Below are 22559 nucleotides of genomic sequence, written 5' to 3'. Positions count from 1 at the left end.
ACGTACGTGCCGCGCAGCTTGTCTGACTCGGTGGAGACGAGGAAGGCGTCAGCCTCCCGCTTGGCCCGGTCCGGGAACGACTTCTTGCGTTCCTTGCCGTCCGGCCCGATGTAGCGCACCCGGTAGCGCAGGCCCTTGCCGAACAGTTCCGTCTTGACTCTCTCTGTTCGCCCTCCCGGGTGGCGCACCGTCTTGTGCCAGCGGTCCTCTACGTGTCCCATCAGGCCGCCGCCTGCTCACGTACCCAGGACCGGACCGTCTCCGGCTCGTACCTCAGGTGTCGACCCACCCGGGCCGCCGGCGGACCGTACTTCACCTTCCGCCAGCGGTACAGCGTCTCGGTCGGCACTCGCAGGTACGCCGACACGTCGCGGATCGTCCAGAGCCCATCGTTCGTCGCCATCAAAGCCTCTCCCCCGTTGTGCCGTCCGTTCCTGTTCTCGGTGCGGCCTCGGGGAGCTGCGCGGCGCGGTCCTTCGCGGCGAGGAGTTCGGAGCGCCAGCGGGCGCGTTCGCTGATCGACCGCAGTAGCCGGTGGGCCATGGCCGGCACGTCGGGGTCGTCGGGTCGGGCGAGTTCCCAGGCGTGCCGGACCGGTTCGACGGTCGCGCCCTGGTCGTCAACATCCTCCAGGCCGACGCTCACGCCGAGCAGAGCCCGCACCCACGCCCGCACGTCGTGCTTGTGGTCCGAGAGTGTCTTGCCGGACCAGTCGCGGGAGATGAGGATGCGCCGGCCGCCGATGCCGAGGGTGTCCCGCTGGTGGACCTTGCCCCTGCACCGGCCCGGCTTGAGCTTCGCGTTCGACCCCTTCGGCTGGACGCCGTAGAGCAGCCAGTTCGCGCACCGGTCGGTGCACGGGGTCAGCTGGAGTTCTCGCCACAGCCGGTCCAGGTGCGCCCGCTGCCGACCGCTGGTGATCTGGTGGACGTCGCCGGTGTGCTTGGTGATGTACTTCGTGACGTACCGAATGGTCCGCTCGGCGTCCTCAGTGCCGGGCATGACGCCCCGTGCGTCGACCTGGGAGCCGAAGCGCACCACGTGCACCGGCTCGGCGTCCGGGTCCTCGTCGATCACGTCGAGGGCTCCCGTCCAGGTGGTCAGCGGCGCTCGGGTGTCAGCGCAGATCCGCCACAAGGACGGCGCAGAAAAAACCGCCGAGTCAGACGCCGAACAACGTGAGATCGCAGCCGACCCAGAGCTCGCAGCGCTCTTCGGCGTAGAGGTCGGTGCAACCCTGATCGGACACCAGCGCGTCAACCGACGTAACGGAGTCGTCGAATCAGTCGTCAGAAGCTACCGACGACGCCGCTCGGGACAGTAACGCGCACACCTTCTACACCCCTTCAAGGCGGCCCTTGACGGACCGCACGCGCCGCCGCGTGGGCGCGCGCCCGGCGGTTGGCGCGGAGAGCGGGATGCCGCGGGATGCCGCAGCCGGGATGGGGTCTGGGATTGATGGGTTCGTCCCGGCAGCCCGCCGCGCCGGTCCCGGGCAGCGCGGCGTAGGAAGGGACACGCCGGGCGGCAAGCCCAAAGCATGGGGGCAGCGGCCCGCGTGAAGGCATGCCGGTCGTCCAGGAGCTGGGGGTCAGGTCAACCGGCCATCCGGGAGGGAAGGGTGGCCAGCGCCGATCCCGGGAGCCGGGTCGGTGCCAGGCAAGGTTGGCCAACCGCCCCTGTGGCGGTGTCCGCCGGGGGCCCTGTCCGTAACACGAGAGCCGAGGCAGTCTGTTCCGCCAGCGTCCCTAAGAGCACAAGGGCCACGTGACGTGGTGGGCGGGTCAATGGCACACGGGGGGCACATTCATTACGCTTCAAAGTCGGCCTTCAGCTTGAGCTTTTTAAAACTCATATCAGTCAGCATTTCCAAAGTCACCGCATTTTCCTCGAAATCACTAAGCCATTTCTTGACGATGACACGGTTGTGGTCGGCCTGGAGAGCGGCGAGAGCAAGAACACGTCGCTGCAAAGGATTGTCAGATTTTTTGACAGCCTCGGAAATGACTACACGAGCCTTAGCCGGCTCCCAACTGGCCAAGCGCTGGGCTGCGATCGCCGTCATCGGGAGCGAAATTCCGCCTGCGGCGAGGATGTCGGCAAAGTGCCCTATAACGTCGCTGCTTGGACGGCTACTCGAAGGAAACATGGTTCCGAACTGCGCACTAGCCCATTCAACCCGCGCCCAAGGAGTCGACCGGTACTCAAGGTACCAATCCGACAAATCAACGGCTCGACCTGCATCCCTGAATAGCCGCGCAAGCGCATCAGCGGCATGCGGCATGCGGGGAGCCACCTCAACAAATTCATCAACCTTGGCGAAATGGCTGTGCTGCCGCATCCGTTTAGTGGCAAAGCGCAGGCTGGTGCGGCTTGCCTCTTCCTTCTCGCCGAGCAGCTTGTCGACCAGTTCATCGAGCCGACCAGTATCCGCCGGCTTTCCTGGAAGGATTTCCAGCAGGTCATTGTCGACAGCGCTGTGCGCAACGTCCAAGGCGTGAGCGGCAATTTCTGGTCCTTCAAGCAGCTTTGTCTTTCCCGTGTTCAAATGCAAGCCGAGGGCCTGCAAGCCATCCTGAACATCGATTTGGGCCCGGCGGAGACTGCCCGCATCCAAACCGAAGAGCCACATGTCGTCCATCCAGCGAGCGAAGCTGCGGCCCAAAACTGCGGGAAACATTGGCTGCGCGTGGTAATCGAGAATATCATCTATACGCGACATGATCAGATTCCCGATCACGGCAGAGGGCAGAGAACGCTGCGGAATTCCCGAGCGGCTAGGAATCCGTCCCCAACCTTCGATCATATTGAGTAGCCGCTCGACCAGTAGGCTACTTCCCGCCTTTGCGTAAATCTCATCCGCAACAACGTCCAAGCGCATACTCGCAAAGCAGGAAACCACGTCGGTCTTGAGGGCGAAATCGAAACTTGCTACGAGGGCGCTCAAATGACCGCGATAGAGCTCCCACTGGGCGTCATTCGTCGAGTAAATGCCGGGCTTGGAATCCTTGAGATGAAGTCGCCACCCGTAAGCGTGGCGACTCATGTCTCCGATGAGACTCTTGCTGAGACGATCGACCAGACATTGATATGCGAGCCTGTCGACCGGATCAAGGATAACGGCAGGCCGGATCATGTAGTTCTCTTTGGGTACGTCAATCGAACAGACCGCTCGCGCGCCCGTGCCTTTAAGGCGCGCGATCACCAGCTCCTTACGCTTCTTAGTAACCCAATCGAGTTCGGGCCATCCCCACGGATCCCGGTACCAGTCCCCAATAAGCTCGACATGGCTATTAATCAGCGCTTGGTCCAGATCAATCGCTTTGTCCCAGTCCAACTCACACCTCGCCGTCCCCACCTCAGGCCAGATTATGACACTAAGCGGTGCTTCGATAAACGTCACGTCGATATCTGTTCGATTTGGTCGTCGAAGGGTGAAGTTTTTCAAAGGAGAAGAATGCCCGTTTCAGCGCGACGTCGATTGAGAGTGCCAGGAGACGAGGAGGTCGCGCCTAAACCGGGTCGTCGGTGGCACGTCTTGGCGATCCCTGGGCCAGCACCGGCCGATCAGTGACGACCAGCAGACCTGGGTGAAGCCGCAGATTCGTCAGCATGCGACGGCGGTGTACAGGGTGGGCGACGGACGAGCTGGCCGGCGGGCCCGATAGGCTGGCACAGCTAGCGCAGTCTGGTGGCGCGACTAGGCCACGGGACTGAGTCTCGGGCTTTGGGGCAGGAACTTGGCAGCGCCCCTGCAAGTGGTGCCCGACGCCAGATGGATGCTCGTGGAGGTGACGGAATGCATCTGGGCTATGGCGCTGACGACGACCCGTTGATGAGCACCCCGCCGCCGGACGCTCCCTGCCTCGTATGCCAGGCATACACTCCCCGGCTTGCCGTGAACACGCCCCACGGCAGAGTCTGGCAGTGCAAGCGGTGTCTCACTCGCGCAGAAGATGAAGTCTACGAATTCGACCCCCGACGGGTGCCGTCCGGCCGCCAGCAGGGTACGGCCGCGGTTCGGGTGCTGCAGACGCTGATAATCGGTCTACGCAGCGCTCAGGAAGGTCCGCTAGATCCGGATGACCTCTACGAGGTGGTTCGCCCGTACTTCGAGGCCGGCTGGTGTGTCCGGGACGTCATGTACGCCTTGAACCAACTACCCAACGGCAGCCCGCATCCAGATGCCGGTTGGAACGACCGCCTGCCCCGCAAGCAGCTGCTTTACCGAGTACGGAGGCGGTTGCGGGAGTGGCGGTGGGTGGACCGCGACGACAGTGACGACATCATGGCGGGGGGGTGGAGCGAGATGCGCAGGGCGATGAACGTGGCCTACCGGCAGCAGCAAGAACACGCCCAGGCTCGCGACACCATTTGGCACGAGCAGCGGGTGGCCGCGCGTCAGGCTGCTACGGCGACGGCTCGGCAGGCTGCGAGACGGATCGCCCTGGAAGCTGCCGCTCAGGCCCGACAGATGCGTGCCGAGGGTGAGCGACGCGCCCAGGAGGCCGCCTATCAGGCTGCCGTTCGGGCGCAGCATGCATCGCAAGAGATGCGACGCCAGCTAGAGCAGTTGCAGGACGACCCTCACCTTGAGTCCGACAGCATGTAACCGGCCCGTCACGGAACCGTTGAACTGCGGCAGGATCGTCTATGTTCACCTGCATGACGACGGAGGCTTCTTTCCCGGATCTCATCGCGAGCCGCGCCGCTGCCGCGATACAAGGCATGGTCACCGAGGATGCCGACGAGGCGCCGGACCGGGCCGCGCTTGGCGATCTCGTGCAGCGCAGCGTGTTGCTTGCATTCGGCTGTACGTGTCCGTCCCCAGTCAACGACCCCGCAGGCTTCGCTGACCGGAGAAGTTGTCCTTTGCATGGCACCGTCAGGCGTGCCCGGAACTTTGACGAGCCGGTCATGGAGTCCCGCGCCGTTTCATGGGAGGACGACCCTTATGACGGATACACCACGGCTGAGCGCCGGGAAGGGGTGCAGGAGACGCTGCGCACCGCGACCGAGTTTCTCCGGGTATTCCGATCCCAGCTGGCCGCTACGTTCCCTCGCGGCCGGGGAGCACAGGACCAGTTGGAGGATGCGGTAGAGCACGCCACCCTCAACGGGGGTCTTACTCACCACGAGATGGAGACAGCTGAGACAGCGCTGTCAGCAGTGCAGTACGCGTTGCGGCTGCTATACCTCGCGGGCAACCACGTCGGCGACCAGCCAGGGTCAGACCGGTACCGATGAGAGGAAAGTCGCCGACACGAGGAACGGTCGCTCTGCCGATCGCCTGCTAAGCAATGCATCCCCACGTGGAGGGGGCGGGTACAGCCGGAGATGACACGCCTTCGGGAATGAGCCGGCCCTCCCCAAGTTCGACAACGGGGAAGGCCGGCAGTGAGGGCTATTCGGGTCCCGCGAAGTCGAGACTCCACCTCGCAGGTGGTAACGCGAGAGGTGGGGGCGGGTTACGGCGAACAACCATCTGTCGTGTCAGCGACAGAAACCCGACGGCTTGCGCCTCGTTGTGTGGGCCGGATGCGAAGGTCCGTCGACAACCGGGCACCGCATCTGGGCTATTCGGGGCTCGAAGTCGAGAGGAGGTATCGCCGTGGCTGATCAGCCGCCGCCTGATGAGATCAATATCAAGATCAAGGTCGGGCAAGGAATCGTGTCGTTGACGCTGGCTATTGCCATCATCGTCATGCTCGTCGCCTGATCCAATCGAGATGAATGGGGCGGTCAAGACTAGGCCGCCCCATCCCTCAACCGGTCTGACTTTTCGCCGCTTCGCCTGAGGTCCGGGCGCAAATGAACCTCGCCGGACGGACCACCCAGGTGATCGATTCGCCGGTCACGGTCCTTTCGCCTCACGGATCGGTCTTGTGATCGGTCGCTGCTGCCGAATTTCTCTGTTCTGGATCAAGGCACCGCGCTCCGCGCGGTGCGGGGCGGCAAGCCCGGCCGGCGGCAAGCCGCCCCGGCCGCCTACGGCGCCGGGGCGGTGAGCCACCGACGGCCGCCGGGACACCGCCCACAGTCGAAGCTCAGCTCAGCGCGAATTCGTCTGGGAAGCGCTCGTGAAGCGCGGCGACCACATGCCGCAGGCAGTAATCGAGGCTGTGGCCGTCGACCCTTATCGCCGCACCATCGAGCCGCTGACCCGAAATCACCACGGTCCAGGGCTTGCGCTCCCGCTCGCCGTCAATCTTGACCAGCCCGACCAGACCCATCTCCCCCAGGTGCTCCAGCAGATCCGGCACGCACTCATCCCACCTCATCCACGAATGGGACCACCAAGACCGCTACGGAAGCCAGCGGGGCGGCCTGGTCGTGCGTCGGGGCTTCCGTCTGCCGCGCCAGTCCAACCCCGGGACTGGCTTGCCACCGGATCACTGGGTCGCGGCACCAGCTCCACCACCAGGACGCGCCCGACCCTCCCCACAGCCGCTGGCCGCAAAGGGAACGGTCGGGCGCGGGCAGGGAGACGGCCCACGGCGGCACAGCCAGCCCGACCCGAGAAGAGGCCAACTGAGCCAAGAATCAGGGCGTCTCCAGGGCGTCAGGGCGTCGTCAGGGCGTCAAACGCCGGCCAAAGTTGACCAACGACGACCATCGACACCCGGACATAGAACCAGCTCAGAGCCATGATCGAGGTTCTGAGCTGGTGGGCGACGGACGAGTCGACCTGTACGCCGGATTCTGGTAGGTACGCATGCTCTGAGCTGGGCGAATGCGACCGCTCTGCCGCCTCAGGCCGTGTCGGGGCCGTCAGCAGGATTGGGCTGAAAGAGTCGATCGATGGCGTTGCGGGTGCGTTCCTCGCTGGCCGGCATCAGGTGCGTGTACACCCGGAGGGTGAATCCGGGGTCGGAGTGGCCGAGGTAGGAGGCGAGAGCCTTGACGCTCTCCCCCGCATCTAGCAGGGCCGAGGCGTAGAAATGCCGGAGCGCGTGCATGCCGGTCGACCTGGACGGCACGATGCCGGCCGCCGTGACGGCCGGTCGCCACGCTTTGGCGTCGAACCAGCAACGGTTGATCGGCTTGCGCCGGGTGGTGGTCAGGATCAGGCTGGCGGTGACCTGCTCCGCGCTGGTGGGGTCTTCCCACGGGAGGGTCATGGTCAGCGGCGGGTGATCTTTCATGTGCTGCCGGAGGGCATCAGCGACTGATCCGGGTAGAGGTACACGCCGGTCCCGGTTGTTCTTGGGCAGACCGAACACGAGCCGGTGACGGACCAGCTTGACCTGACGTTGGACATGCAGCCAGCCGGCATCGAGGTCGATGTCGTCGACGGCCAGGCCGAAGACCTCACCCTGTCTCATCCCACAGCCGGCTCCGAGGTCGACGACGGCACGGTAGCGCTCAGGCAGGCCGGCCCGGATGAGGGCGATGTCATCGAGCTTCCACGGCACCGCGCGGCGCTCAACCGGGCGTGGTTGGCTGACCGACCGAGCGACGCACGGATTCTTTGGTATGCGCTCGTCGTCGACGGCCGCGCCGAGGATGGTGCGCAGGTGGGCGAAGATCACAGACCGGGTCGACGGGGCCAGCTTGCCGACGAGGCTGGCGTCCCATTCGCGGATGTGACCCGGCTTGATGGCGGCGAGCTGGCGGTTGCCGAAGTACGGCAGCAGGTGCCGGCGTACCCGGATCTCGGTTGTCTCTCTGGTCGACTCGTCGAAGCTGCGAGTACGGAGCCAGCTCTCGGCGTACTCGCCAAAGGTGATCCGGCCGGCCGCCGGGTCGACATAAGCGCCGCGCAGCTTGTCAGACTCGACCGACACGAGGAAGGCTTCCGCGTCCCGCTTGCCGCGATCAGGAAACGATTGGCTCCGCTCCCGCCCATCCGGGCCGATGTAGCGCACCCGGTAACGCTTGCCGGTGCCGTGCCGATCGGTCTTCTCGCGCCTGTTTCGGCCGTTCGCGCCGGTGATCGTGCGGTACCAGCGATCCTCGATGTGGCCCATGATCAGGCCACCCGGCTTCTGACCCAGGCGCGGACTTCTGCCGGGTCGTAGCGCAGGTGCCGGCCGATGCGGGCGGCTGGCGGCCCGTACTTCACCTTCCGCCAGCGGTAGACGGTTTCCACCGGCACCCGCAGGAAGGCGGCAACGTCTTCAACGGACCAGAGTTCTTCGACAAGCTCTCGCGCAGTCACGGTCATCCTTTGCGGTCGTCAGGCAGCGGCCGGCGCGGTGCCGGCGGGGGTGGTAGCGAGTTCGTGGGCGAGTTCTTCGCGGCCGGTGGTCCGTCGCTCGCGTGCCATGGCGGCGGCGGTGTTGGCGAGGAGTGCGTCTCCGGTGGTGTGCCAGCCGACGCCGGCGAAGGTGAGGGTGCCGACGATGAGGGTGATGTCGTCGTCGAGGTGGTCGACGGCGCGGAGGGTGCCGGGTTGCTCGTCGGCCTGGTGCTCGTGTTCGTGGCGTCGAAAGCTGACGCGGGTGTCGCGCAGGAGTTGGAAGGTGACGGAGTAGCGGCGGGCTTTGGTGAGGAAGTGGCCGCCGAAGCCGAGCATGTGCGCCCACCGGCGCAGCCGGGCGTAAGGGTTGGCCGTCGCTGGTTTCGCCGGTTCGGTGTCAAGGGCTGCTTGACGGTGGGCGACGCAGACGGGGCAGGCGGCGTAGCGGGTGTGGGTGCCGCAGTCGGGGCACTCCCAGCGCTTCACGAAGCCAGGCCGGGGCCGGTGGTCCCGGGGCCGTTCCGAGAGCGGGACGGGTGTGGTGGTGGGTCGGCCGGTGTGCCAGCAGGCGTCGATGAGGCGGGCGGTGTGGTCGCCGTCGGGGTCGGCGTAATCGCCGATGGAGTCGGCGTCGAGCCTGACGGAGCGGTGCCCTGTTACCTCGGTGCTTTTGGTGGCGTACTTGGCAAGGTAGCCCGCGACCATGCTGTCAGTGACCTCACCGTCGCCGGTCAGGCTGATGGGTCGGATGTCGAGGCCCTTGCCCGGGTCACCCCAAGCGATCGACCAACCGGCGGGTCGGTCGAGATGGGCCGGGGTGGTGAAGGCGACCTGTTCCACGGCGGCGCGGATCGCGTTGTCCAGGTCCGCGACGGTGAACCCGGCCGGCGGCGGGATGACGGCGGTGGGGTCGTCGGGGTGGACACCGTCGAGGCGCACCAGGGCGTGGAAGTGCACCGCGCCGCGTGCCTGGAACTCGGCAACCTTCCCGTGTGACAGCCGGACCGGTGGGACTGTGCGGATGTTGCCGGAGGCGGTGACGACGGGGACACGGGGGATGCCCCGGCGGCGGGCGAGTTTCGCGAGCCAGCGTTCCGCGGCTTGCTTGGTGCGGTGCCACAGCTCGCCGGAGAAGAGGTTCCACACGACTTGGTGGGTGTGGTCGTAGCAGTCCAGGCACAACGGCTGCCCGAGCACCTGGTCCCCGGACTCGTGGCGTGCCCAGCAGACGGCCGGTCGGCCGTGTTCGCAGAGTCCGGTGTCGCGGCGGGCGTGGCACGGGTCGGGCCGGCAGTCGCAGCGTTTGCGGTTGCCGCAGGTGTGCCGCTTGACCGCCCGGGTGTGCACGGTGCCGAACGACGGTGCGGTGAAGGTGGCGAACACGGCCGGGTGTTGGGTGACGCTGTCGGGGACGCCTTTGCCGCCGATGAGGCCGGCGCGCAGGACCTGAAAGGCGTCGCGTTGGTAGGTGTGGGCGCAGGCAGGGCAGACGGTGGCGCGTCGGTTGCCGCAGGCGGTGTAGATCGCCGCATCCGGCATGGCGTCGGTGTGCCGCTGGTCCAGGACCCTGCCCGTTGACGAGTCGACGGTGAGAAGGCTGCCGGCGAGGCGGATGGGGCGGGTGCAGCCGGCGGCGGCCCGGACGTGTTCCAGCCATCCGAAGTAGTCGGGTTGGGTGGCGCGGGTGAAGGCGGAACCAGTGGCGGTGTAGTCGTGGACGGGGATGGTGTCGGCGTTCGAGCCCACACCCCGGGCCGAGGCACGGGGTGTGAGGTCCAGCGTCGAGGCCATCAGCCGCGTACCTCGGTGAGGTGGCGGGTGGTGATGGTGCGTTCGGTGACGATGACCCGGCAGGCGCCGCACTGGCGCTTGACCGGTTCGTGCCTGCGGCACGGGATCAGAGCGGTGGTGTCACCGCAGCGGATGGTGACCGGTGCCCGGCAAGGGCCGCCGGGGATGACGTCGATGAGGGTTCGGCGGATGTCGAACGGGTGGGCGTCGGGGTAGGCGGGGCAGGTGTGGGTGACCTGCTCGATGTCGACCAAGACGATGGTCATCGGACACCCCGGGGAATGGTGGCGAGGAGCTTCCCGGCGATGACCGTGCTGACGTCGAGGCGGTCGGCCAGCTCGTCGGCTGTGATGGGTTGACCAGTGGCCTGTTCGTGCTGCACGGCCGCGAAACGAGCGGTAGGCAGCAGATGAACGGGGACCTCGACCGGCTCCGAGGCCGGCACGGTGACGGCCGGGGTTGGCTCGGGTGCCGGGGTGATCGCGGCCGGCGGTGCCGGCTCAGTAGTGACCTGCTCGGCCACCTGAACGCGGATCGGCTCCATCGGCTCAGAAGCCGGTGCCGTGGATTGCGTGGTGGGTGCGGGAGCGAGGACGAGTTTGACCAGGGCCATGAACGCCAGCGCGGGAACCGCCGACAGCAGCCACCCGGACGGGCCCGGCTTGGCGACGGCGAGTTGGGCGGCGAGGGAGAGGCCGGCGGCGGCGATGAGCAGGACCATCGGGTAGCCGATGGGTGCGCCGGTGCGGCGGCGTCGGCGGATGGTCAGGAGGGCGGCGATGGGGACGAGTTCGGAGATGACGGCGTTGGCCCAGCCGAACCAGCCGGGCGTCTGAGCCGGGCTGTTGGCCATGGTCCAGTCGTGGACGTGAGTGAACGACGCGGCCCCGGCGGAGCCGCCGACGACGATGAGGATGAGGACCAGGACCAGGCCCTCCAGGCGGGTGCCGGCCGGTTCGCGGTTCATCGGATGCCGCCCATGTAGGCCATGGCGATGCCGATGAGCAGGATGACGGCGAAGGTGATCAGGGCAGCCATTAGTGGCCTCCGTGGCAGTCGAGGCAGCAGCCGTAGCGGCGGGGGATGTAGTAGGGCTTCACCTGGCCGCAGTGCCGGCAGGTCCGGCGGGCGAGCAGGGCTTTGGCGATGGCCTCCCGCTGGGCGCGGGTGGCGGTGCGCTTCGCCTTGGCGAGGTCGGTGCGGTAGAGGTAGGCGACCCGCCGGTTGTCGCGGTGTCGCCAGTAAATCTGGGCAACGGGGTCGTGTCCTCCGGGGCGCAGGCCGACGGCGCGGAGTTGCCGCAGGGTGGCCAGGCCGGTGGGGGCGCAGTGGTAGGGGAAGGTGGGGAACCCGTAGCGGGTGCCGAGCGGGTCGTAGAACTCGACCCGGATGCCGGTGCGCTCGGCCAGATCATCGAGGTCGACGCTGCGCAGGTCGGTCATGGCTTGTCACCGCCCCAGCGCTGTTGGGCGGCTTGGCGGGAGATGCCGAGGCGGGAGCCGATTTCGGCCCAGGAGTAGCCGAAGGCCCGTAGGCCGATCACGGCTTCGCCGATGGCGTCGTCGATGACGGTGGAGAGGGCGATGAGGTCGCGGAGGGCTTCGACGTCTCCAGTGGCGACGCGGCGGCCGTGGGCGCGGATAATGCGCTTGGCGAAGCCGGCGAACTGGTCGTTCTCGACGACGTCCCGACGCCGCTGGTGCGGAACGGACGTCAAGGACTTCTTGACGGTGTTCATCGCGTCTCCCCTTCCGCCTTGCGGAGGGAGTCCCACTCGGTGGCAGCCGCCGTAAGGGCGGTGATGACCTGCTCGGCAGTGCGGGCCGGATCGTCGTTCCACGAGTAGGGAGAGGTGTGCTCGTCGAGCAGGAAACCGTCCTCGTCGACGAAGAAGATCGGCGCGGTGGTGTCGAGGTAGTCGACGAACACGCCCAGGGCGCTCAGGTAGTCGGCGAGGGCGTCGGAGTCGAGCTGCGAGAAGTGCTCGACGCGGTGTCCGGCGCAGGCGATGCCGATGGCCCCGGCGGCGCAGGCCGGCGGGGTGGGGTAGTTGGCGGGTTCGTAGATGTCGTAGTAGCTGCCCTGGGTCCAGCCGTGCCGGCGCAGGTAGAGGGCAGCCATCCGCAGCAGGTCAGCAGGTGTGACCTCTGCTGCGGTAGGTGGGTTTTGGGTAGCCTTCATGGCAACCACGTCCTTTCGAGGTTGTTGGTGGAGGTCGGCAGGACCAGCGGTTGCTGGCAGGCGTTGACTGGTCCTGTCGACCGGCTATCGGGCGCGCAGCCGCAGGTAACGGCGGTGCCGGTTGTCGTCACCCGGAGCGCGGGTGGGTGCGGAGAGGTAGACCAGTCGCCCACTGCGGGCGACGGCCTGGACCAGGGCGGCGATGTCCTCGGGACTGCCGGTAATCCACAGCTCGGTGAACTGGGCGGCCCGCTGGTTGTTGGCGCGGGCGTAGGCGCGTTCGCGGGTGGTCATGCCGCCATCTCCCACTCGGTGGGGTTGACCGCCGGGGTGCTGGTGCCGTTGGGGCGGCGGGTCCACGCGGCGTAGTCGGCGATGTTGTAGATGTCGGTGTCGGTGAGGTAGGCGGCTTTGATGCGGCGGGGAACGCCGCCTTCGGCGAGGAGGTAGGCCGCGCCCTGGTTGGTGGGTGAGATGTCGGAGGCGGTGTAGCCCTGCTCGGCCCAGCCCTGACCGAGGATGATGTTCGAGCTGTTCAGCGAGGTGCACCGGAACGCGGCCCGGTAACCGAACAGGTCCCGCAACGAAGCGGGGATGATGTCCCACGACGGGCGCTGAGTCGCGGCGACAACGGGCATACCGCAGGCCCGGCCGAGAGAGACGAGGCCACGTAGCAGGGTGGAGAACTCCTCCTGTTGCTGCTTGGTGCCGAGCACCGTGGAGAACATGGCGAGTTCGTCGATGATGGTGACGATGACGGACATGCCGTCGCCGTCGGCGAGCTTGCGGCGCCGGTTGGCCAGCAGCCAGGCGTAACGGTTGGTCGCGACGACCAGGAGGCGACGCAGCACCTCAATCCCCTGGTCGATCTCAGGGCCGATGAACGCGTCGGCGAGGTCGCGCCAGGGGCCGAGTTCGACGAGTTTGGCGTCGAACAGCACGAGACGGGTGTTGTCGCACAGGGCGGCGTGGCCGCAGATGTTGTTGATGAGGCCGGACTTACCGCCGCCGGGTTCTCCTGCGGTGAGCAGGTTGCGGTAGATGACGTCCAGGTAGACGGGTTGGCCGAACTCGTCGATCCCGATGAAGATCGGGTCGAACATCGACAGGCCAGGACCCACCGGCACCGCCTCAGCGGTGGTGGGAATCGTGGTGGTCATGAGATGCCCCTCCTGGGCGTTGTGGGCGCGAGGAGCCACACGAACGAGCCGCCATGGCTCCTCGCGTTCCGGGTTGGGTTGAGGTCAGATCCAGTCGGAGGTGTCGTCGTCCGGCACGGACGACGAGGAAGCCGCGGGCTTACTGCCGTTGGCTGTGGTGGCCGGCGTCTTCGCCGGCTTGCCCTGGGTTGGGAGAGTGATCGTCGGAGCGGCGACGTCCGGCAGGTCCAGGGCGGTGGGGACCGTCAGCGGCGATGCCGAGACCGGGGCCGCAGGGTCGATCACGTCGACCAGCGGGGAACCGACGTGGGCGGTCAGCACCTCACGGCGTTTGATGTCGAACCGCAGGTAGGCGGCGTTGTTATCCGAAGCGCGCTCGATAAGCACGGTGGAGGCGTGACAGGTGACCGCGATCTTGTCGAGGCGGCCCTCCAGGTCCTTGGCGGACAGGCCGGGGCGCAGGTAGACCCAGACCCGCTCACCAACCGGGGTGGGCTTGGCCCAGAGGATCAGCGGCAGGCTGCCGGACTGGTTGGCGATGATGAACTGCGCGAAACACACGCGCAGCCGATGCCTCACCACGAGACACCACGTCCAGGCGATGACCTGGCGGCGGACCGGACGGATAGCGGCGGGGACGCCGACGACCAGGGCGACCACGATCAGGGTCACCAGAGTCGGGGTGTGGTTGGCCAGCTGCACCCACGCGGTGAGCAGCAGGACGCCGAGGATGGTTTCCGGGGTCCACCACCACAGCAGCCGGATCACCGGCCAGATCCGGACGAGCACCCAGACGAGGCCGCCGGTCGGTACGCCGATCAACGCGCCGACGAACACGGCGAGGATCGGGTGGATGGAGGAAGCGGCCACCACGGCCGACAAGAGGCCGACGATGACCGCCGTGAGGATGAACGCCATCCGGGCGTTACGGGCCGAGGAACGGTGGACCTTGGCCTCGATGACCGTCACCGTTCCGGTTGACCTGCCACCGAAGCGGCGGGGGCTAGACTTGGACATGACACGTCCTCCCAAGTGCAAGTTGGGTTGGATGAGTTGGAAGGCACGGGGTCGGCAGATGTAGGAGTCGGACCGACCCCGCGCCAGCTCTTGCGGGGATGCCACCACCGTTCGTGGTGACGGGCCGGGAATGTAGGAGTCGGAACCACTCCCGGACCATGAATCTCAGCGGACCATCGGCCGCTTTCCTGCGTCAGACACCAGGGCTCACACAGCGCGGTGAGCGAGGGACCTACTTAGCCGCCGAGTTACCAGCCTTCGGCTTCAGCGAGATCGCACGGAACGCGACGCCGTTACGCCCGTTGGTCGCCCACGGAATAGCCTCCAACTGCTCGACAGCGACGAGCTGGCCCACCGTCACGCCCGGCTTCTCACCCGCCGTGGTGATGGTGATGATCTCGCCGCCAGTCTCGTCGAGCACGAAGACCTGGGTCGACCACATGAGCCGGCCAGTGTTCTTCTCCGACCGCTGATTGCCGTTCTGGTCGTTCTTCGGCTCCGGGTCCTTCGTCACCTGAACCTGCTTGCTCTGGGTGTCCACGTACAGCTTCACGAAGATCTCCTTCGTCTAGAGGATCCAAGGATCCTTTTCTTGTCTGGACCGATCGGCCCGTGACTCAAGGAGACGATGCGCCGGCTTCAGATGCCAGATGAGGCAAGTTAACAAGGCAACAGCAGGTGGTATTAACTTCTTCAAGTTGTCGCATCGACCAGGCATAATGGCTTCCAAGTAGGTGTTACCAATCTTCGGGGAGAGCCATGACGGCTAGGCGAGTCGAGGAAGCAGCGACGCTGTTGCAACGAGTACGGCTCGACTTGGGCTGGAAGCAGTCAAAGGTGGTCGCGGCGCTGCTGGCGGCAGCCCGGAGGGAGGGCGTAACGATCGCTGGCCAGGCCAGCCTCAAGACCATGCTGTCTCGCTGGGAAAACGGCACCGGAAAGCCCGACGTGGTCTACCGACAGCTCTTCTGCACTATCTACGAGCGAGACGAGGACGAGCTGGGCTTCACCGAGGCGGGCCGGGGGAACCCGAGAGTGGCACCGTCCGTCGATCGGGAGACGATTGACTACTTCCGGTCAGTCTTCGACCAACACGTCAGGGCCGACAATCTGATGGGTCCGCATCATCTCGTCGATGTTGTCCGCGCGCAGGCAGCGCTTATCGACGACATCCTTCCCGGAGCTAAGAACGACGTGAGGAACGACTTGCTCTTGTGGGCATGCCGCTACAACGAATTCGCCGGGTGGCTCTACCAGGACGCGGGCGACCCCAAGAGCGCGATGCATTACTCTGATCGTGCCATGGATTACGCCATGGCCATTGGTGAGCCGACCGAGACGGCATACCTGCTCATGCGAAAATCGAACATCGCGAACGACCTTGGCGGGTTCGACCGTGCCATCGGCCTTGGCTCCGCAGCTCTACGCGAAGCCCGGCATGTCTCGCCGAGGGTTCGCGCTTTGGTACTTGCGCAGCAAGCACGGGCGTACTCGTTGCGCGGACTCGCGGAGGACGCCCGTCGGGCAATCGACGCTGCGACGCACGAGCTTGAGCGACCAGGAGCCGACGCCGACGATCTGGCGTCCTACTGCACCCCGGCATACATCGAGATGCAGGCAGCCAGTTGCTGGGCCGACCTTGACGCTCCGGACAGGGCGATTCCGGTATTCCGGCAAGCTCTGGCAACCATGCCTACCGGGATGCGCCGTGATCAAGGCTTGTGCGAGACGCGGCTTGCGCTGGCTCACGCGGCGGCAGGCGACAAGGCCACAGCCTGTCGAGTGGGACACCACGCGGTCCGTACCGTTCGGACGGCCACCTCAGCCCGCGCACTGTCGGAGCTGCGTCGGCTACGCGAGCGCCTGGCGCCATGGCGGCGCGATGAGGAAGTATCTGAACTGAGCCTTGCCATCAAGCAGTTGACGACAGCGTGAAGGAGCCAAACTCTGGTGATGGAGCTGGTTACGGCTGCCACGGCAGCCGACGAGAAGGAGCGAAACGCCAAGGTCGCGCTGCTGCCAGTCGGCAGCTTCGAACAACACGGCGACTTCCTGCCGCTGGTCACAGACACCGTCGTCGCTGCGGCGATAGCTCGCGATATCGCGACAGTCCACACGGTCATGCTTCTCCCGCCCATCACCATCTCCTGCTCCCACGAACACTCAAGCTGGCGGGGAACAGTGAGCATCAGCTCCCGTACCCTCTCCGCGATCGTCACCGATGTCGCGGACTCCCTGACGCGATCCGGCGTCGAGCACCTGGTCCTCATCAACGGACACGGCGGCAACTACGTCCTGTCGAACGTCGTTCAGGAGTACACCGCAGCCAACGGACCCAGGATGAGCCTCTACCCGCAAGGGCATGACTGGACCAAGGCCCGCACCGACGCTGGCATGGAAACCGGCAGTCACGAGGACATGCACGCAGGCGAGCTGGAGACTTCGCTACTCCTGCACGTAGCCCCCGAGCTGATCCGAGCGGGCAATGAAACCGCGGATTGGACGGCCGACCACCGGCCGCACCTGCTGACGCTCGGCATGGCTGCCTACACCACCAGCGGCGTCATCGGCCGACCCTCACTCGGCACCGCCGAGAAGGGCAAAGCCGCTCTCGACAGCCTCACCCGATCGTTCGGCGAGCATCAGGGAAGCCTCGGCCTCTGACCGGGCCGGCCGGACTGCCGCGTGTCGTCCGACAAGAGATGCGCGACGGATCTCCGTCAGTTGATGTGCGACATGTGCCAGAGAACTAGGCAGCAGGCCGTTCGGCGCACGGATCTGCCGATGTGAGTTCACTTGATCATGCAGACGACGTCATGACCTCGTCGGTGACCGAGCTCTTAGGTCATCCACCGGTAGGTGGGTTTCATCGGCTTGCCACTTTCCGCCATCATGAAATCTCAGCTACGTACTCACTTTAGAGACGAGACAAGCATGCCAGCAGAGTGGGCGGCCGCGTCCGGCATAGCCAAGACCGGCGTAGCAGTGGTGAAAGCTATATCTAGATCGACCACGACTCCGCAGTGGCCGAATATGCACGAGTCTCTCCTCGCACTATTTGCCGTACTGAACGAATGGTGCGTATCCGCCGCCGCCACCCAGAAGTTCCTGAATGACGAGCGAGAGCGCCGAGCCAAGCAGGCTAGCAATCGGTATTGGCAGATAGTGGAGTCTGGCGCGCCAATGAACGTGGGGCCGCCGGTGCTATACGGCTACACCGACGACATTAAGGCACTCCTTACCCCCAAGCCGCAACTAACTCGCCGCTGGAGCAAAGCCGAGCGACGGCGCGCCGCACGACGTGGCCTTGGAACGCTGTTGTCGGCATACTTCCCGGAATTCTATGTGCAGTTTAGTGAAGCTACAACGGGACGTGCGGAGTTGGCGTTGTCGATCGATCAAAAAAGCCTACGTGAGATGCCTCAGGGGGAACTCGAATCGATCTACGAAAGATCCACTGAAACTCTTAAGGATCTGGTCGCTGCAACGAATGCGCTGGGCGACATAATTGAGTCAAAGTTCCCAATTGACCCGCAATCTCCGGGGACGTAAGCCATGCAAAAGCCGGCGGCATCGCTTCGCATATAAGTTTGGTGCGAATTTGCGGCGTACTGACTTACAACGCGAGTTGGCACGCCAACGTCTCAAGCAGCCGACGCTCTCACCTCGGGGTCGCGCCAGTAGGACGATCCGTTTCTTTATAGTCCAACGTCACTAAACATGACTGTGATGGGTTCTCTCATGCCGCGACAAGCGCAGTGAGGTGTCGCAGATCAGTTGACGGACGAGTGTCGCGCATCAGTCAACGGAGGACAGCCGGACTGCCGGCGGAGTGGTTCAAAGTTTCTGTACGTCTTCAAGGCGGCCCGCAACGGGCCGCACGCGCCGCCGCCTGGGCGCGCGTCCGTCGCTCCGCTGACGCTCCGACTCCGGCCACGCAACACGCCCGTCGGCTGTCGCGGAAGCGGGGAGCCCAAGGGGCCGCCGCAGAACGAAGACGGGTTTGATTGGTGAGGGGTGGGCCGGCAGCCGGCCGGGCCGCGCGGCCACGAGCCCGCGCGGCGTAGGGGAGCGCACGCCGGCCTCGTCGGCGAGCTGGCGGCGGTCGCGGGGTTGCGGTTACTGCGCCTCCGGCGGGGGCGCTCGGGCTCCGAGATGGGTTCAACCCCGTCGGCGCGTTGCGGTCCGTGGTTGGTTGCGCGAGCCATCCCGCCAGCCGACGAACCGGGCGAGCCGAGCAGACCACCGCCCGACCCGCCAGCGTCCGACCGTGCGTCAAGGCCGTCTTGACGTGGCGGGCCGGGCGGCGGCCCGCTCCCCTAGGAGGGCGGGTCGACGGCAGACGGGATGGCGTTAGCCGTCGGGGTGTGGAGGCGGCTTTGCTGGACCTGCGACCATCATGACGTGGCATGGGAGTGGACAGTTCCGGTCGCGACAAGTGCCGTTGGTCTTGCCGGCATCGTGGCAACCTACTTGTCGGGCAAGCGCCAGGCGACTTCGGCGCGGCAACTTGCTACAGAGCAAGCGGCTGCCGCGCTAGCAGCGCAGCGAGAGGAACGCAACCAGCGTCGGATAGAGGCTGCATACCCGGAACTGCTCGACGCTCTATCCGAAGGCGCGGAATGGCTATGGCAGGTCGATGCCTACATGGTCGGCGACACTGACGATGTCAAGCCAAAAGAGCAGCCGAAGAATGCACTCAACATGCCTCAACGTGGCGCTCACCCAGCCACTTGGAGCCCTCACGTGGCTAAGCTCGCCGAAGAATGGCACATTGCGGCCGCCACCGCTGCCACCCGGGCGAAACAAATGGGATACATGTGGGAAGATGAGAAGGTAAAGACAAAGCCGAATCGCCGAGAACCCCCAGAAAGCTTTGAGCGTTTAACGGAGTCGAGGAGAGCTGATTATCTCGACGCTCGATTCAGGTTGGCTCATGCGAAGGCCCGTACAGTCGAGGTGAGAATCCGTGAGCAGATATGGCGCGAGCTGAGGAGCGAAGACGAGGGATACCTTCCTCCCTCCGCCTTCGATACCCCAGGTGCGGCGAAATCAGTCCACCGGCGCTGGTGGCGTGCTGGCCGTTAAGCCCTGCGCGCTGGCGTGCCATGTAAGATCCTGCTGCAACTTTAGACGGCTGCCTTCTGTGAATAGACGCTCAAATCGTTGACCGCCCGGGCAACCTGGGCGAAGCTATCCCAGGGATCGCCAAATGACTCCCAGTCATGCAAGAGCAAGGTTGTCTCCCATCTCCACTCACGCCAGCACCGTTCCACCGACATGAGCTTCTCCGTTAGGGTTGGATCGTCTAGCAACTGCAAGGCGCGTGGCACAATATTCGACTCAAGGCGCCGAAGTGTGGGCTCAAGGGCAAGGTAGAGCGCATGTGAGGACCGCAGTCCGAACGTGGCTTCGTGGGCTTCCTTCTCAAGCCGCAGCATTGTTGCCTTGTCGGAGACACTGATAATCTTGCGCCCCTCTTCGAATGAAACCCGATAACCTGCTTGCAATCCCTTTTCTATTCGGTAAGTTGGCCGCTCCCGCTCCCACTCCCCGTTGGAGAGCTTCCCGACGTTCTCATCGATGAATTTCGCTATTGCGTCCGGCGAACTGAACGGCCCTGAATTTAAATCTGACTGTGCGTAAAGGTCCACGATTCCGTCCGGCAGGACCACGAGATAGTTGTAGGTCTCGTACACAAAATCATCAACAATAAACGAGATGCTTTCTTGCAAGGTGGTCCGCGCGGATCGCCACTCCCTGCGACGCTCCGACCGGAGTAGTTGATCCACGATGAGAACGGCAATGAGGACGCTTAACAGCACCCCCGCAAGCTCCGCCAAAATATTCTGAGAAAAGCTGCGCCAATCCCATAGAATGCCTGCGATGATAATGGCAAACGTGAGGGCGGCTAGAATTAAGGCTGCTCGTTTACTCATCGAACCCCCTCGAAGTGTCACTACTGACCTTATAGCGCAGCGATCAACCAGGCTATGCCCCAGCGTCCTGTATAAGGGTGCCGAGAAGCGTGGGGCACGCCTCCACGAGAGGTTGTAATCCACTCGCAGCCAACGTTGGCAACGAGCCATCAACGATGTGGGGCCAAGGAGCGAGTGGGGCCAGCTCGTCGACCAGGCCGCCGCAGATCAGGGGAGAGTCCGACTAAGTTCCGCTTCAACTCAACGCGAAGTCCTTGATGCCGGTGGCGATGGCCGAGACGGTCCCGACCAGACCCGTCACGGTCGCCAACCTGGAAGCTGGGGTCGCCCAGGTCCCGCGACTGAACTCGGCCCATCGGCGATTCCAAAAGAGCAGCTTGAACTTCTGCCACCTGTGTTCGCGCAGGTGGCACCCGAGCAGCAGTCCGTAGGAGTTGTTGCGGCAGAAGGCTCCCCGCTTGCGGGTACCGGCACCACACCACGCGGGTGCCTGAAGCAGCGACCATATGACCACTCCGGCGGACAGGAAGTAGAGAAGCTCAGGGCCGGCGTTGCCGGACCACCAGACGGCGATCAACGCCAAGAGAGCAAGCAGCCCCCAGTACCGCCGAAGGATCTTCATACAGGATCTGTAGTTGATCGATGACGAGCAGTAAATAGCTTTGACAGATGTTGGTCGTTGAGTAGCCAGCCTTCGGATGGCTGCTCTTGGGCCGTCCCTGGGCCGTCTGGGCCGTCAGCGGGCCGTCAAACGCTGACCAGAGACAACCACCGACGACCACCAGCGCCCGAAAAAACAGCAGGTCAGCCACCATATCGGGGCGGCTGGGCTGGTGGGCGACGGACGAGTCGACCTGTACGCCGGATTCTGTGCGCGGCGCGTACCCCTAAAGGTTTGCGCCGGCGGCGGCCATCCATCTCGGCCTGCCGTTGCCGGCAGGCTCCAGCGGCCTACCCGCAGACATCGGGCGGGCAGCCCTCAAGCGTCTGCGCCGGGTCGTCATCTTGCGGTGACGGCCCTTGCTTGGCCTTGCTCCGGGTGGGGTTTACCGAGCCACCCCGGTCACCCGGGGTGCTGGTGGGCTCTTACCCCACCGTTTCACCCTTACCGTCCCCGTTGGGGTCGGCGGTCTGTTTTCTGTGGCACTGTCCCGCGGGTCGCCCCGGGTTGCCGTTAACAACCACCCTGCCCTGTGGAGTCCGGACGTTCCTCGGCGGCGGGCCGAAACCCGCCGACGCGACCGCCCGGTCGACTCGTCCGTCGCGCACCCATCCTAACGACGTGCGTGCCGCAGGTATTGCCGCCCCGCCTGGGCAAGATCGCGCAGCTCGTGGGCGATCCGGCGAAGCCAGCTCAGATGGCGGCGGCTAGCCTCGTGGGGCTATGGATCTCTCCCACGCCGCGCTGCTGCTCGCCGCCGGTCTCGCCGCTGGCACTGTCAACGCGGTGGCCGGTGGCGGTTCGCTGATCACCTTTCCGGCGATGATCGCGGCTGGTCTGCCTCCGGTGCCGGCGAACGTCAGCAACTCCGTCGCCGTGTTCCCCGGGTACGTGGCCAGTGTGGCGGGCAGCCGTCAGGACCTGCCGCGCCCCCGGGCGCTGGCCACGCTGGTGCCCACCACGATCGTCGGCACGATCCTCGGGGCGTTGCTGCTGCTGGCGACTCCGGCCCGCGCGTTCGAGCTTGTCGTACCGTTTCTGGTGCTCGGGGCGACAGCGGTGCTGGCCTTCCAGGATCCGCTGCGTCGGCTGGTCGGGCATCCCCGGGACCTGTCGCCGCGCCAGCGGACGGTCGCCGTGCAGACGATGGTCGGGCTGGGTGCGGTGTACGGCGGGTACTTCGGCGCGGCGCTCGGGGTGATGCTGGTCGCCGGGCTGGCCCTGGTGCTGGACGCGACGCTGGTGCGGGTGAGCGCGATCAAGAATCTGCTCTCCGCGCTTGTGGGGCTGACCACGCTCGTGGTGTTCGCCCTGTTCGGCCCGCTGAACTGGGCGGCCGTCGCGGTGGTCGCGCCGGCCACGCTGATCGGGGGGTACGCGGGCGCCCGGCTCGTCCGCCGGCTCCCGTCGGTGGTGCTCAAGACCATGATCGTGGTGTTCGGCACGACGATCGGCCTCTACCTGCTCTACCGCGCCCTGCGCTGACACGCCGCACGCCAGATCCGCGCACCCCCACACTCGACGCCACCCAAGATCCGCGCGACTTCGGGGAAACTGCTGCCTCCGTCGCCGTTGAGGCAGCAGTTTCCCGAAAGTGCGCGGATCTTGGGCAGGCGGGCGCGGGCCAC

General features: G+C 65.5%; 25 protein-coding genes and 1 other RNA gene. 7 read left to right on the top strand and 19 right to left on the bottom strand.

Translation table 11 applies throughout. The features are described from left to right. Positions 1-220 precede the first annotated feature (220 nt). The 3 genes from ACZ6N8_RS09120 to ACZ6N8_RS09110 all read right to left on the bottom strand — a co-directional run bounded on the left by ACZ6N8_RS09120 (position 221) and on the right by ACZ6N8_RS09110 (position 3448). Positions 221-403: a helix-turn-helix transcriptional regulator gene (locus ACZ6N8_RS09120; RefSeq protein ID WP_466008742.1), complete on the bottom strand. Its 183-nt coding sequence runs from the start codon at positions 401-403 to the stop codon at positions 221-223. After that, complete coding sequence (locus ACZ6N8_RS09115) at positions 403-1260, bottom strand: replication initiator (protein ID WP_466008740.1); 858 nt, start codon at positions 1258-1260, stop codon at positions 403-405. The genes ACZ6N8_RS09120 and ACZ6N8_RS09115 overlap by 1 nt, the downstream gene beginning before the upstream one ends. A 550-nt stretch (positions 1261-1810) precedes the next feature. Further along, positions 1811-3448: an RNA-directed DNA polymerase gene (locus ACZ6N8_RS09110; RefSeq protein WP_466008738.1), complete on the bottom strand. Its 1638-nt coding sequence runs from the start codon at positions 3446-3448 to the stop codon at positions 1811-1813. Positions 3449-3799: 351 nt separating this feature from the next. On the opposite strand from ACZ6N8_RS09110, the gene ACZ6N8_RS09105 reads away from it, so the two are divergent. Next, positions 3800-4612: a hypothetical protein gene (locus ACZ6N8_RS09105; RefSeq protein ID WP_466008736.1), complete on the top strand. Its 813-nt coding sequence runs from the start codon at positions 3800-3802 to the stop codon at positions 4610-4612. 53 nt (positions 4613-4665) lie between these two features. Then, complete coding sequence (locus ACZ6N8_RS09100) at positions 4666-5247, top strand: hypothetical protein (RefSeq protein WP_466008734.1); 582 nt, start codon at positions 4666-4668, stop codon at positions 5245-5247. An 800-nt stretch (positions 5248-6047) separates the two neighbouring features. On the opposite strand, the gene ACZ6N8_RS09095 is transcribed toward ACZ6N8_RS09100, so the two are convergent. The 13 genes from ACZ6N8_RS09095 to ACZ6N8_RS09035 form a co-directional block, all read right to left on the bottom strand. Further along, the gene (locus tag ACZ6N8_RS09095) at positions 6048-6263 is read right to left on the bottom strand and encodes a hypothetical protein (protein ID WP_466008733.1); all 216 of its coding nucleotides are present in this window, start codon (positions 6261-6263) and stop codon (positions 6048-6050) included. Positions 6264-6752: 489 nt separating this feature from the next. Further along, positions 6753-7970: a tyrosine-type recombinase/integrase gene (locus tag ACZ6N8_RS09090; protein ID WP_466008731.1), complete on the bottom strand. Its 1218-nt coding sequence runs from the start codon at positions 7968-7970 to the stop codon at positions 6753-6755. 2 nt (positions 7971-7972) lie between these two features. Further along, positions 7973-8167 carry a helix-turn-helix transcriptional regulator gene (locus ACZ6N8_RS09085; protein ID WP_357194561.1) on the bottom strand — a complete coding sequence of 65 codons (195 nt, stop codon included), beginning with the start codon at positions 8165-8167 and terminating at the stop codon, positions 7973-7975. A 12-nt stretch (positions 8168-8179) separates the two neighbouring features. Beyond that, positions 8180-9973, bottom strand: a complete 1794-nt coding sequence (locus tag ACZ6N8_RS09080; RefSeq protein ID WP_466008729.1) for a replication initiator — start codon at positions 9971-9973, stop codon at positions 8180-8182. Further along, complete coding sequence (locus ACZ6N8_RS09075; RefSeq protein ID WP_358086535.1) at positions 9973-10239, bottom strand: hypothetical protein; 267 nt, start codon at positions 10237-10239, stop codon at positions 9973-9975. The genes ACZ6N8_RS09080 and ACZ6N8_RS09075 overlap by 1 nt, the downstream gene beginning before the upstream one ends. Next, a complete protein-coding gene (locus ACZ6N8_RS09070) occupies positions 10236-10940 on the bottom strand; it encodes a hypothetical protein (RefSeq protein ID WP_466008727.1) in 705 nt (234 codons plus the stop codon). Before ACZ6N8_RS09070 ends, ACZ6N8_RS09075 begins: the two co-directional genes overlap by 4 nt. Before the next feature lie 70 nt (positions 10941-11010). Continuing rightward, complete coding sequence (locus tag ACZ6N8_RS09065) at positions 11011-11415, bottom strand: RRQRL motif-containing zinc-binding protein (protein ID WP_466008726.1); 405 nt, start codon at positions 11413-11415, stop codon at positions 11011-11013. Continuing rightward, complete coding sequence (locus ACZ6N8_RS09060) at positions 11412-11711, bottom strand: hypothetical protein (RefSeq protein WP_466008725.1); 300 nt, start codon at positions 11709-11711, stop codon at positions 11412-11414. The genes ACZ6N8_RS09065 and ACZ6N8_RS09060 overlap by 4 nt, the downstream gene beginning before the upstream one ends. Further along, positions 11708-12154, bottom strand: a complete 447-nt coding sequence (locus ACZ6N8_RS09055) for a DUF6197 family protein (RefSeq protein WP_466008723.1) — start codon at positions 12152-12154, stop codon at positions 11708-11710. Before ACZ6N8_RS09055 ends, ACZ6N8_RS09060 begins: the two co-directional genes overlap by 4 nt. 84 nt (positions 12155-12238) lie before the next feature. Beyond that, the gene (locus ACZ6N8_RS09050) at positions 12239-12448 is read right to left on the bottom strand and encodes a hypothetical protein (RefSeq protein ID WP_449859261.1); all 210 of its coding nucleotides are present in this window, start codon (positions 12446-12448) and stop codon (positions 12239-12241) included. Next, positions 12445-13314: an FtsK/SpoIIIE domain-containing protein gene (locus ACZ6N8_RS09045; protein ID WP_466008721.1), complete on the bottom strand. Its 870-nt coding sequence runs from the start codon at positions 13312-13314 to the stop codon at positions 12445-12447. Before ACZ6N8_RS09045 ends, ACZ6N8_RS09050 begins: the two co-directional genes overlap by 4 nt. Before the next feature lie 84 nt (positions 13315-13398). After that, positions 13399-14331 carry a hypothetical protein gene (locus ACZ6N8_RS09040; protein WP_466008720.1) on the bottom strand — a complete coding sequence of 311 codons (933 nt, stop codon included), beginning with the start codon at positions 14329-14331 and terminating at the stop codon, positions 13399-13401. Positions 14332-14563: 232 nt separating this feature from the next. Continuing rightward, positions 14564-14884, bottom strand: coding sequence for a hypothetical protein (locus tag ACZ6N8_RS09035; protein WP_089021118.1), 321 nt, complete (start codon positions 14882-14884; stop codon positions 14564-14566). Between the two features lie 284 nt (positions 14885-15168). On the opposite strand from ACZ6N8_RS09035, the gene ACZ6N8_RS09030 reads away from it, so the two are divergent. From ACZ6N8_RS09030 to ACZ6N8_RS09015, 4 genes are all read left to right on the top strand, one after another. Then, positions 15169-16266 (top strand): hypothetical protein, encoded by a 1098-nt coding sequence (locus ACZ6N8_RS09030; protein WP_466008718.1) that lies wholly within the window; start codon positions 15169-15171, stop codon positions 16264-16266. A gap of 18 nt (positions 16267-16284) precedes the next feature. Further along, positions 16285-16995 carry a creatininase family protein gene (locus tag ACZ6N8_RS09025; RefSeq protein WP_350857895.1) on the top strand — a complete coding sequence of 237 codons (711 nt, stop codon included), beginning with the start codon at positions 16285-16287 and terminating at the stop codon, positions 16993-16995. Positions 16996-17190: 195 nt separating this feature from the next. After that, entirely contained in the window at positions 17191-17883 is a 693-nt protein-coding gene (locus ACZ6N8_RS09020) for a hypothetical protein (protein WP_466008716.1), read from the top strand. Positions 17884-18735: 852 nt separating this feature from the next. Then, positions 18736-19419, top strand: a complete 684-nt coding sequence (locus ACZ6N8_RS09015) for a hypothetical protein (protein ID WP_466008715.1) — start codon at positions 18736-18738, stop codon at positions 19417-19419. A gap of 41 nt (positions 19420-19460) precedes the next feature. On the opposite strand, the gene ACZ6N8_RS09010 is transcribed toward ACZ6N8_RS09015, so the two are convergent. The 3 genes from ACZ6N8_RS09010 to rnpB all read right to left on the bottom strand — a co-directional run bounded on the left by ACZ6N8_RS09010 (position 19461) and on the right by rnpB (position 21527). Continuing rightward, positions 19461-20270 (bottom strand): hypothetical protein, encoded by an 810-nt coding sequence (locus ACZ6N8_RS09010; protein ID WP_466008713.1) that lies wholly within the window; start codon positions 20268-20270, stop codon positions 19461-19463. A gap of 235 nt (positions 20271-20505) precedes the next feature. After that, positions 20506-20892 carry a hypothetical protein gene (locus ACZ6N8_RS09005; RefSeq protein WP_466008711.1) on the bottom strand — a complete coding sequence of 129 codons (387 nt, stop codon included), beginning with the start codon at positions 20890-20892 and terminating at the stop codon, positions 20506-20508. A 219-nt stretch (positions 20893-21111) separates the two neighbouring features. Then, an RNA gene (rnpB, locus tag ACZ6N8_RS09000) (RNase P RNA component class A) lies at positions 21112-21527 on the bottom strand. Positions 21528-21654: 127 nt separating this feature from the next. Between rnpB and ACZ6N8_RS08995 the strand changes: the two genes are divergently transcribed. Beyond that, positions 21655-22416 (top strand): sulfite exporter TauE/SafE family protein, encoded by a 762-nt coding sequence (locus ACZ6N8_RS08995; RefSeq protein ID WP_466008709.1) that lies wholly within the window; start codon positions 21655-21657, stop codon positions 22414-22416. Positions 22417-22559: the final 143 nt, after the last annotated feature.

The organism is Micromonospora sp. NPDC047521 (assembly GCF_055587305.1).
This window is presented reverse-complemented; position numbering and strand designations above follow the sequence as displayed.

Excerpts from the sequence above, each read along its gene's own strand:
- ACZ6N8_RS09120 (WP_466008742.1), bottom strand. The coding sequence starts at position 403 with ATGGCGACGAACGATGGGCTCTGGACGATCCGCGACGTGTCGGCGTAC.
- ACZ6N8_RS09105 (WP_466008736.1), top strand. The coding sequence starts at position 3,800 with ATGCATCTGGGCTATGGCGCTGACGACGACCCGTTGATGAGCACCCCG.
- ACZ6N8_RS09100 (WP_466008734.1), top strand. The coding sequence starts at position 4,666 with ATGACGACGGAGGCTTCTTTCCCGGATCTCATCGCGAGCCGCGCCGCT.
- ACZ6N8_RS09090 (WP_466008731.1), bottom strand. The coding sequence starts at position 7,970 with ATGGGCCACATCGAGGATCGCTGGTACCGCACGATCACCGGCGCGAAC.
- ACZ6N8_RS09085 (WP_357194561.1), bottom strand. The coding sequence starts at position 8,167 with ATGACCGTGACTGCGCGAGAGCTTGTCGAAGAACTCTGGTCCGTTGAA.
- ACZ6N8_RS09080 (WP_466008729.1), bottom strand. The coding sequence starts at position 9,973 with ATGGCCTCGACGCTGGACCTCACACCCCGTGCCTCGGCCCGGGGTGTG.
- ACZ6N8_RS09075 (WP_358086535.1), bottom strand. The coding sequence starts at position 10,239 with ATGACCATCGTCTTGGTCGACATCGAGCAGGTCACCCACACCTGCCCC.
- ACZ6N8_RS09070 (WP_466008727.1), bottom strand. The coding sequence starts at position 10,940 with ATGAACCGCGAACCGGCCGGCACCCGCCTGGAGGGCCTGGTCCTGGTC.
- ACZ6N8_RS09065 (WP_466008726.1), bottom strand. The coding sequence starts at position 11,415 with ATGACCGACCTGCGCAGCGTCGACCTCGATGATCTGGCCGAGCGCACC.
- ACZ6N8_RS09060 (WP_466008725.1), bottom strand. The coding sequence starts at position 11,711 with ATGAACACCGTCAAGAAGTCCTTGACGTCCGTTCCGCACCAGCGGCGT.
- ACZ6N8_RS09055 (WP_466008723.1), bottom strand. The coding sequence starts at position 12,154 with ATGAAGGCTACCCAAAACCCACCTACCGCAGCAGAGGTCACACCTGCT.
- ACZ6N8_RS09050 (WP_449859261.1), bottom strand. The coding sequence starts at position 12,448 with ATGACCACCCGCGAACGCGCCTACGCCCGCGCCAACAACCAGCGGGCC.
- ACZ6N8_RS09045 (WP_466008721.1), bottom strand. The coding sequence starts at position 13,314 with ATGACCACCACGATTCCCACCACCGCTGAGGCGGTGCCGGTGGGTCCT.
- ACZ6N8_RS09040 (WP_466008720.1), bottom strand. The coding sequence starts at position 14,331 with ATGTCCAAGTCTAGCCCCCGCCGCTTCGGTGGCAGGTCAACCGGAACG.
- ACZ6N8_RS09025 (WP_350857895.1), top strand. The coding sequence starts at position 16,285 with ATGGAGCTGGTTACGGCTGCCACGGCAGCCGACGAGAAGGAGCGAAAC.
- ACZ6N8_RS09010 (WP_466008713.1), bottom strand. The coding sequence starts at position 20,270 with ATGAGTAAACGAGCAGCCTTAATTCTAGCCGCCCTCACGTTTGCCATT.
- ACZ6N8_RS09005 (WP_466008711.1), bottom strand. The coding sequence starts at position 20,892 with ATGAAGATCCTTCGGCGGTACTGGGGGCTGCTTGCTCTCTTGGCGTTG.
- ACZ6N8_RS08995 (WP_466008709.1), top strand. The coding sequence starts at position 21,655 with ATGGATCTCTCCCACGCCGCGCTGCTGCTCGCCGCCGGTCTCGCCGCT.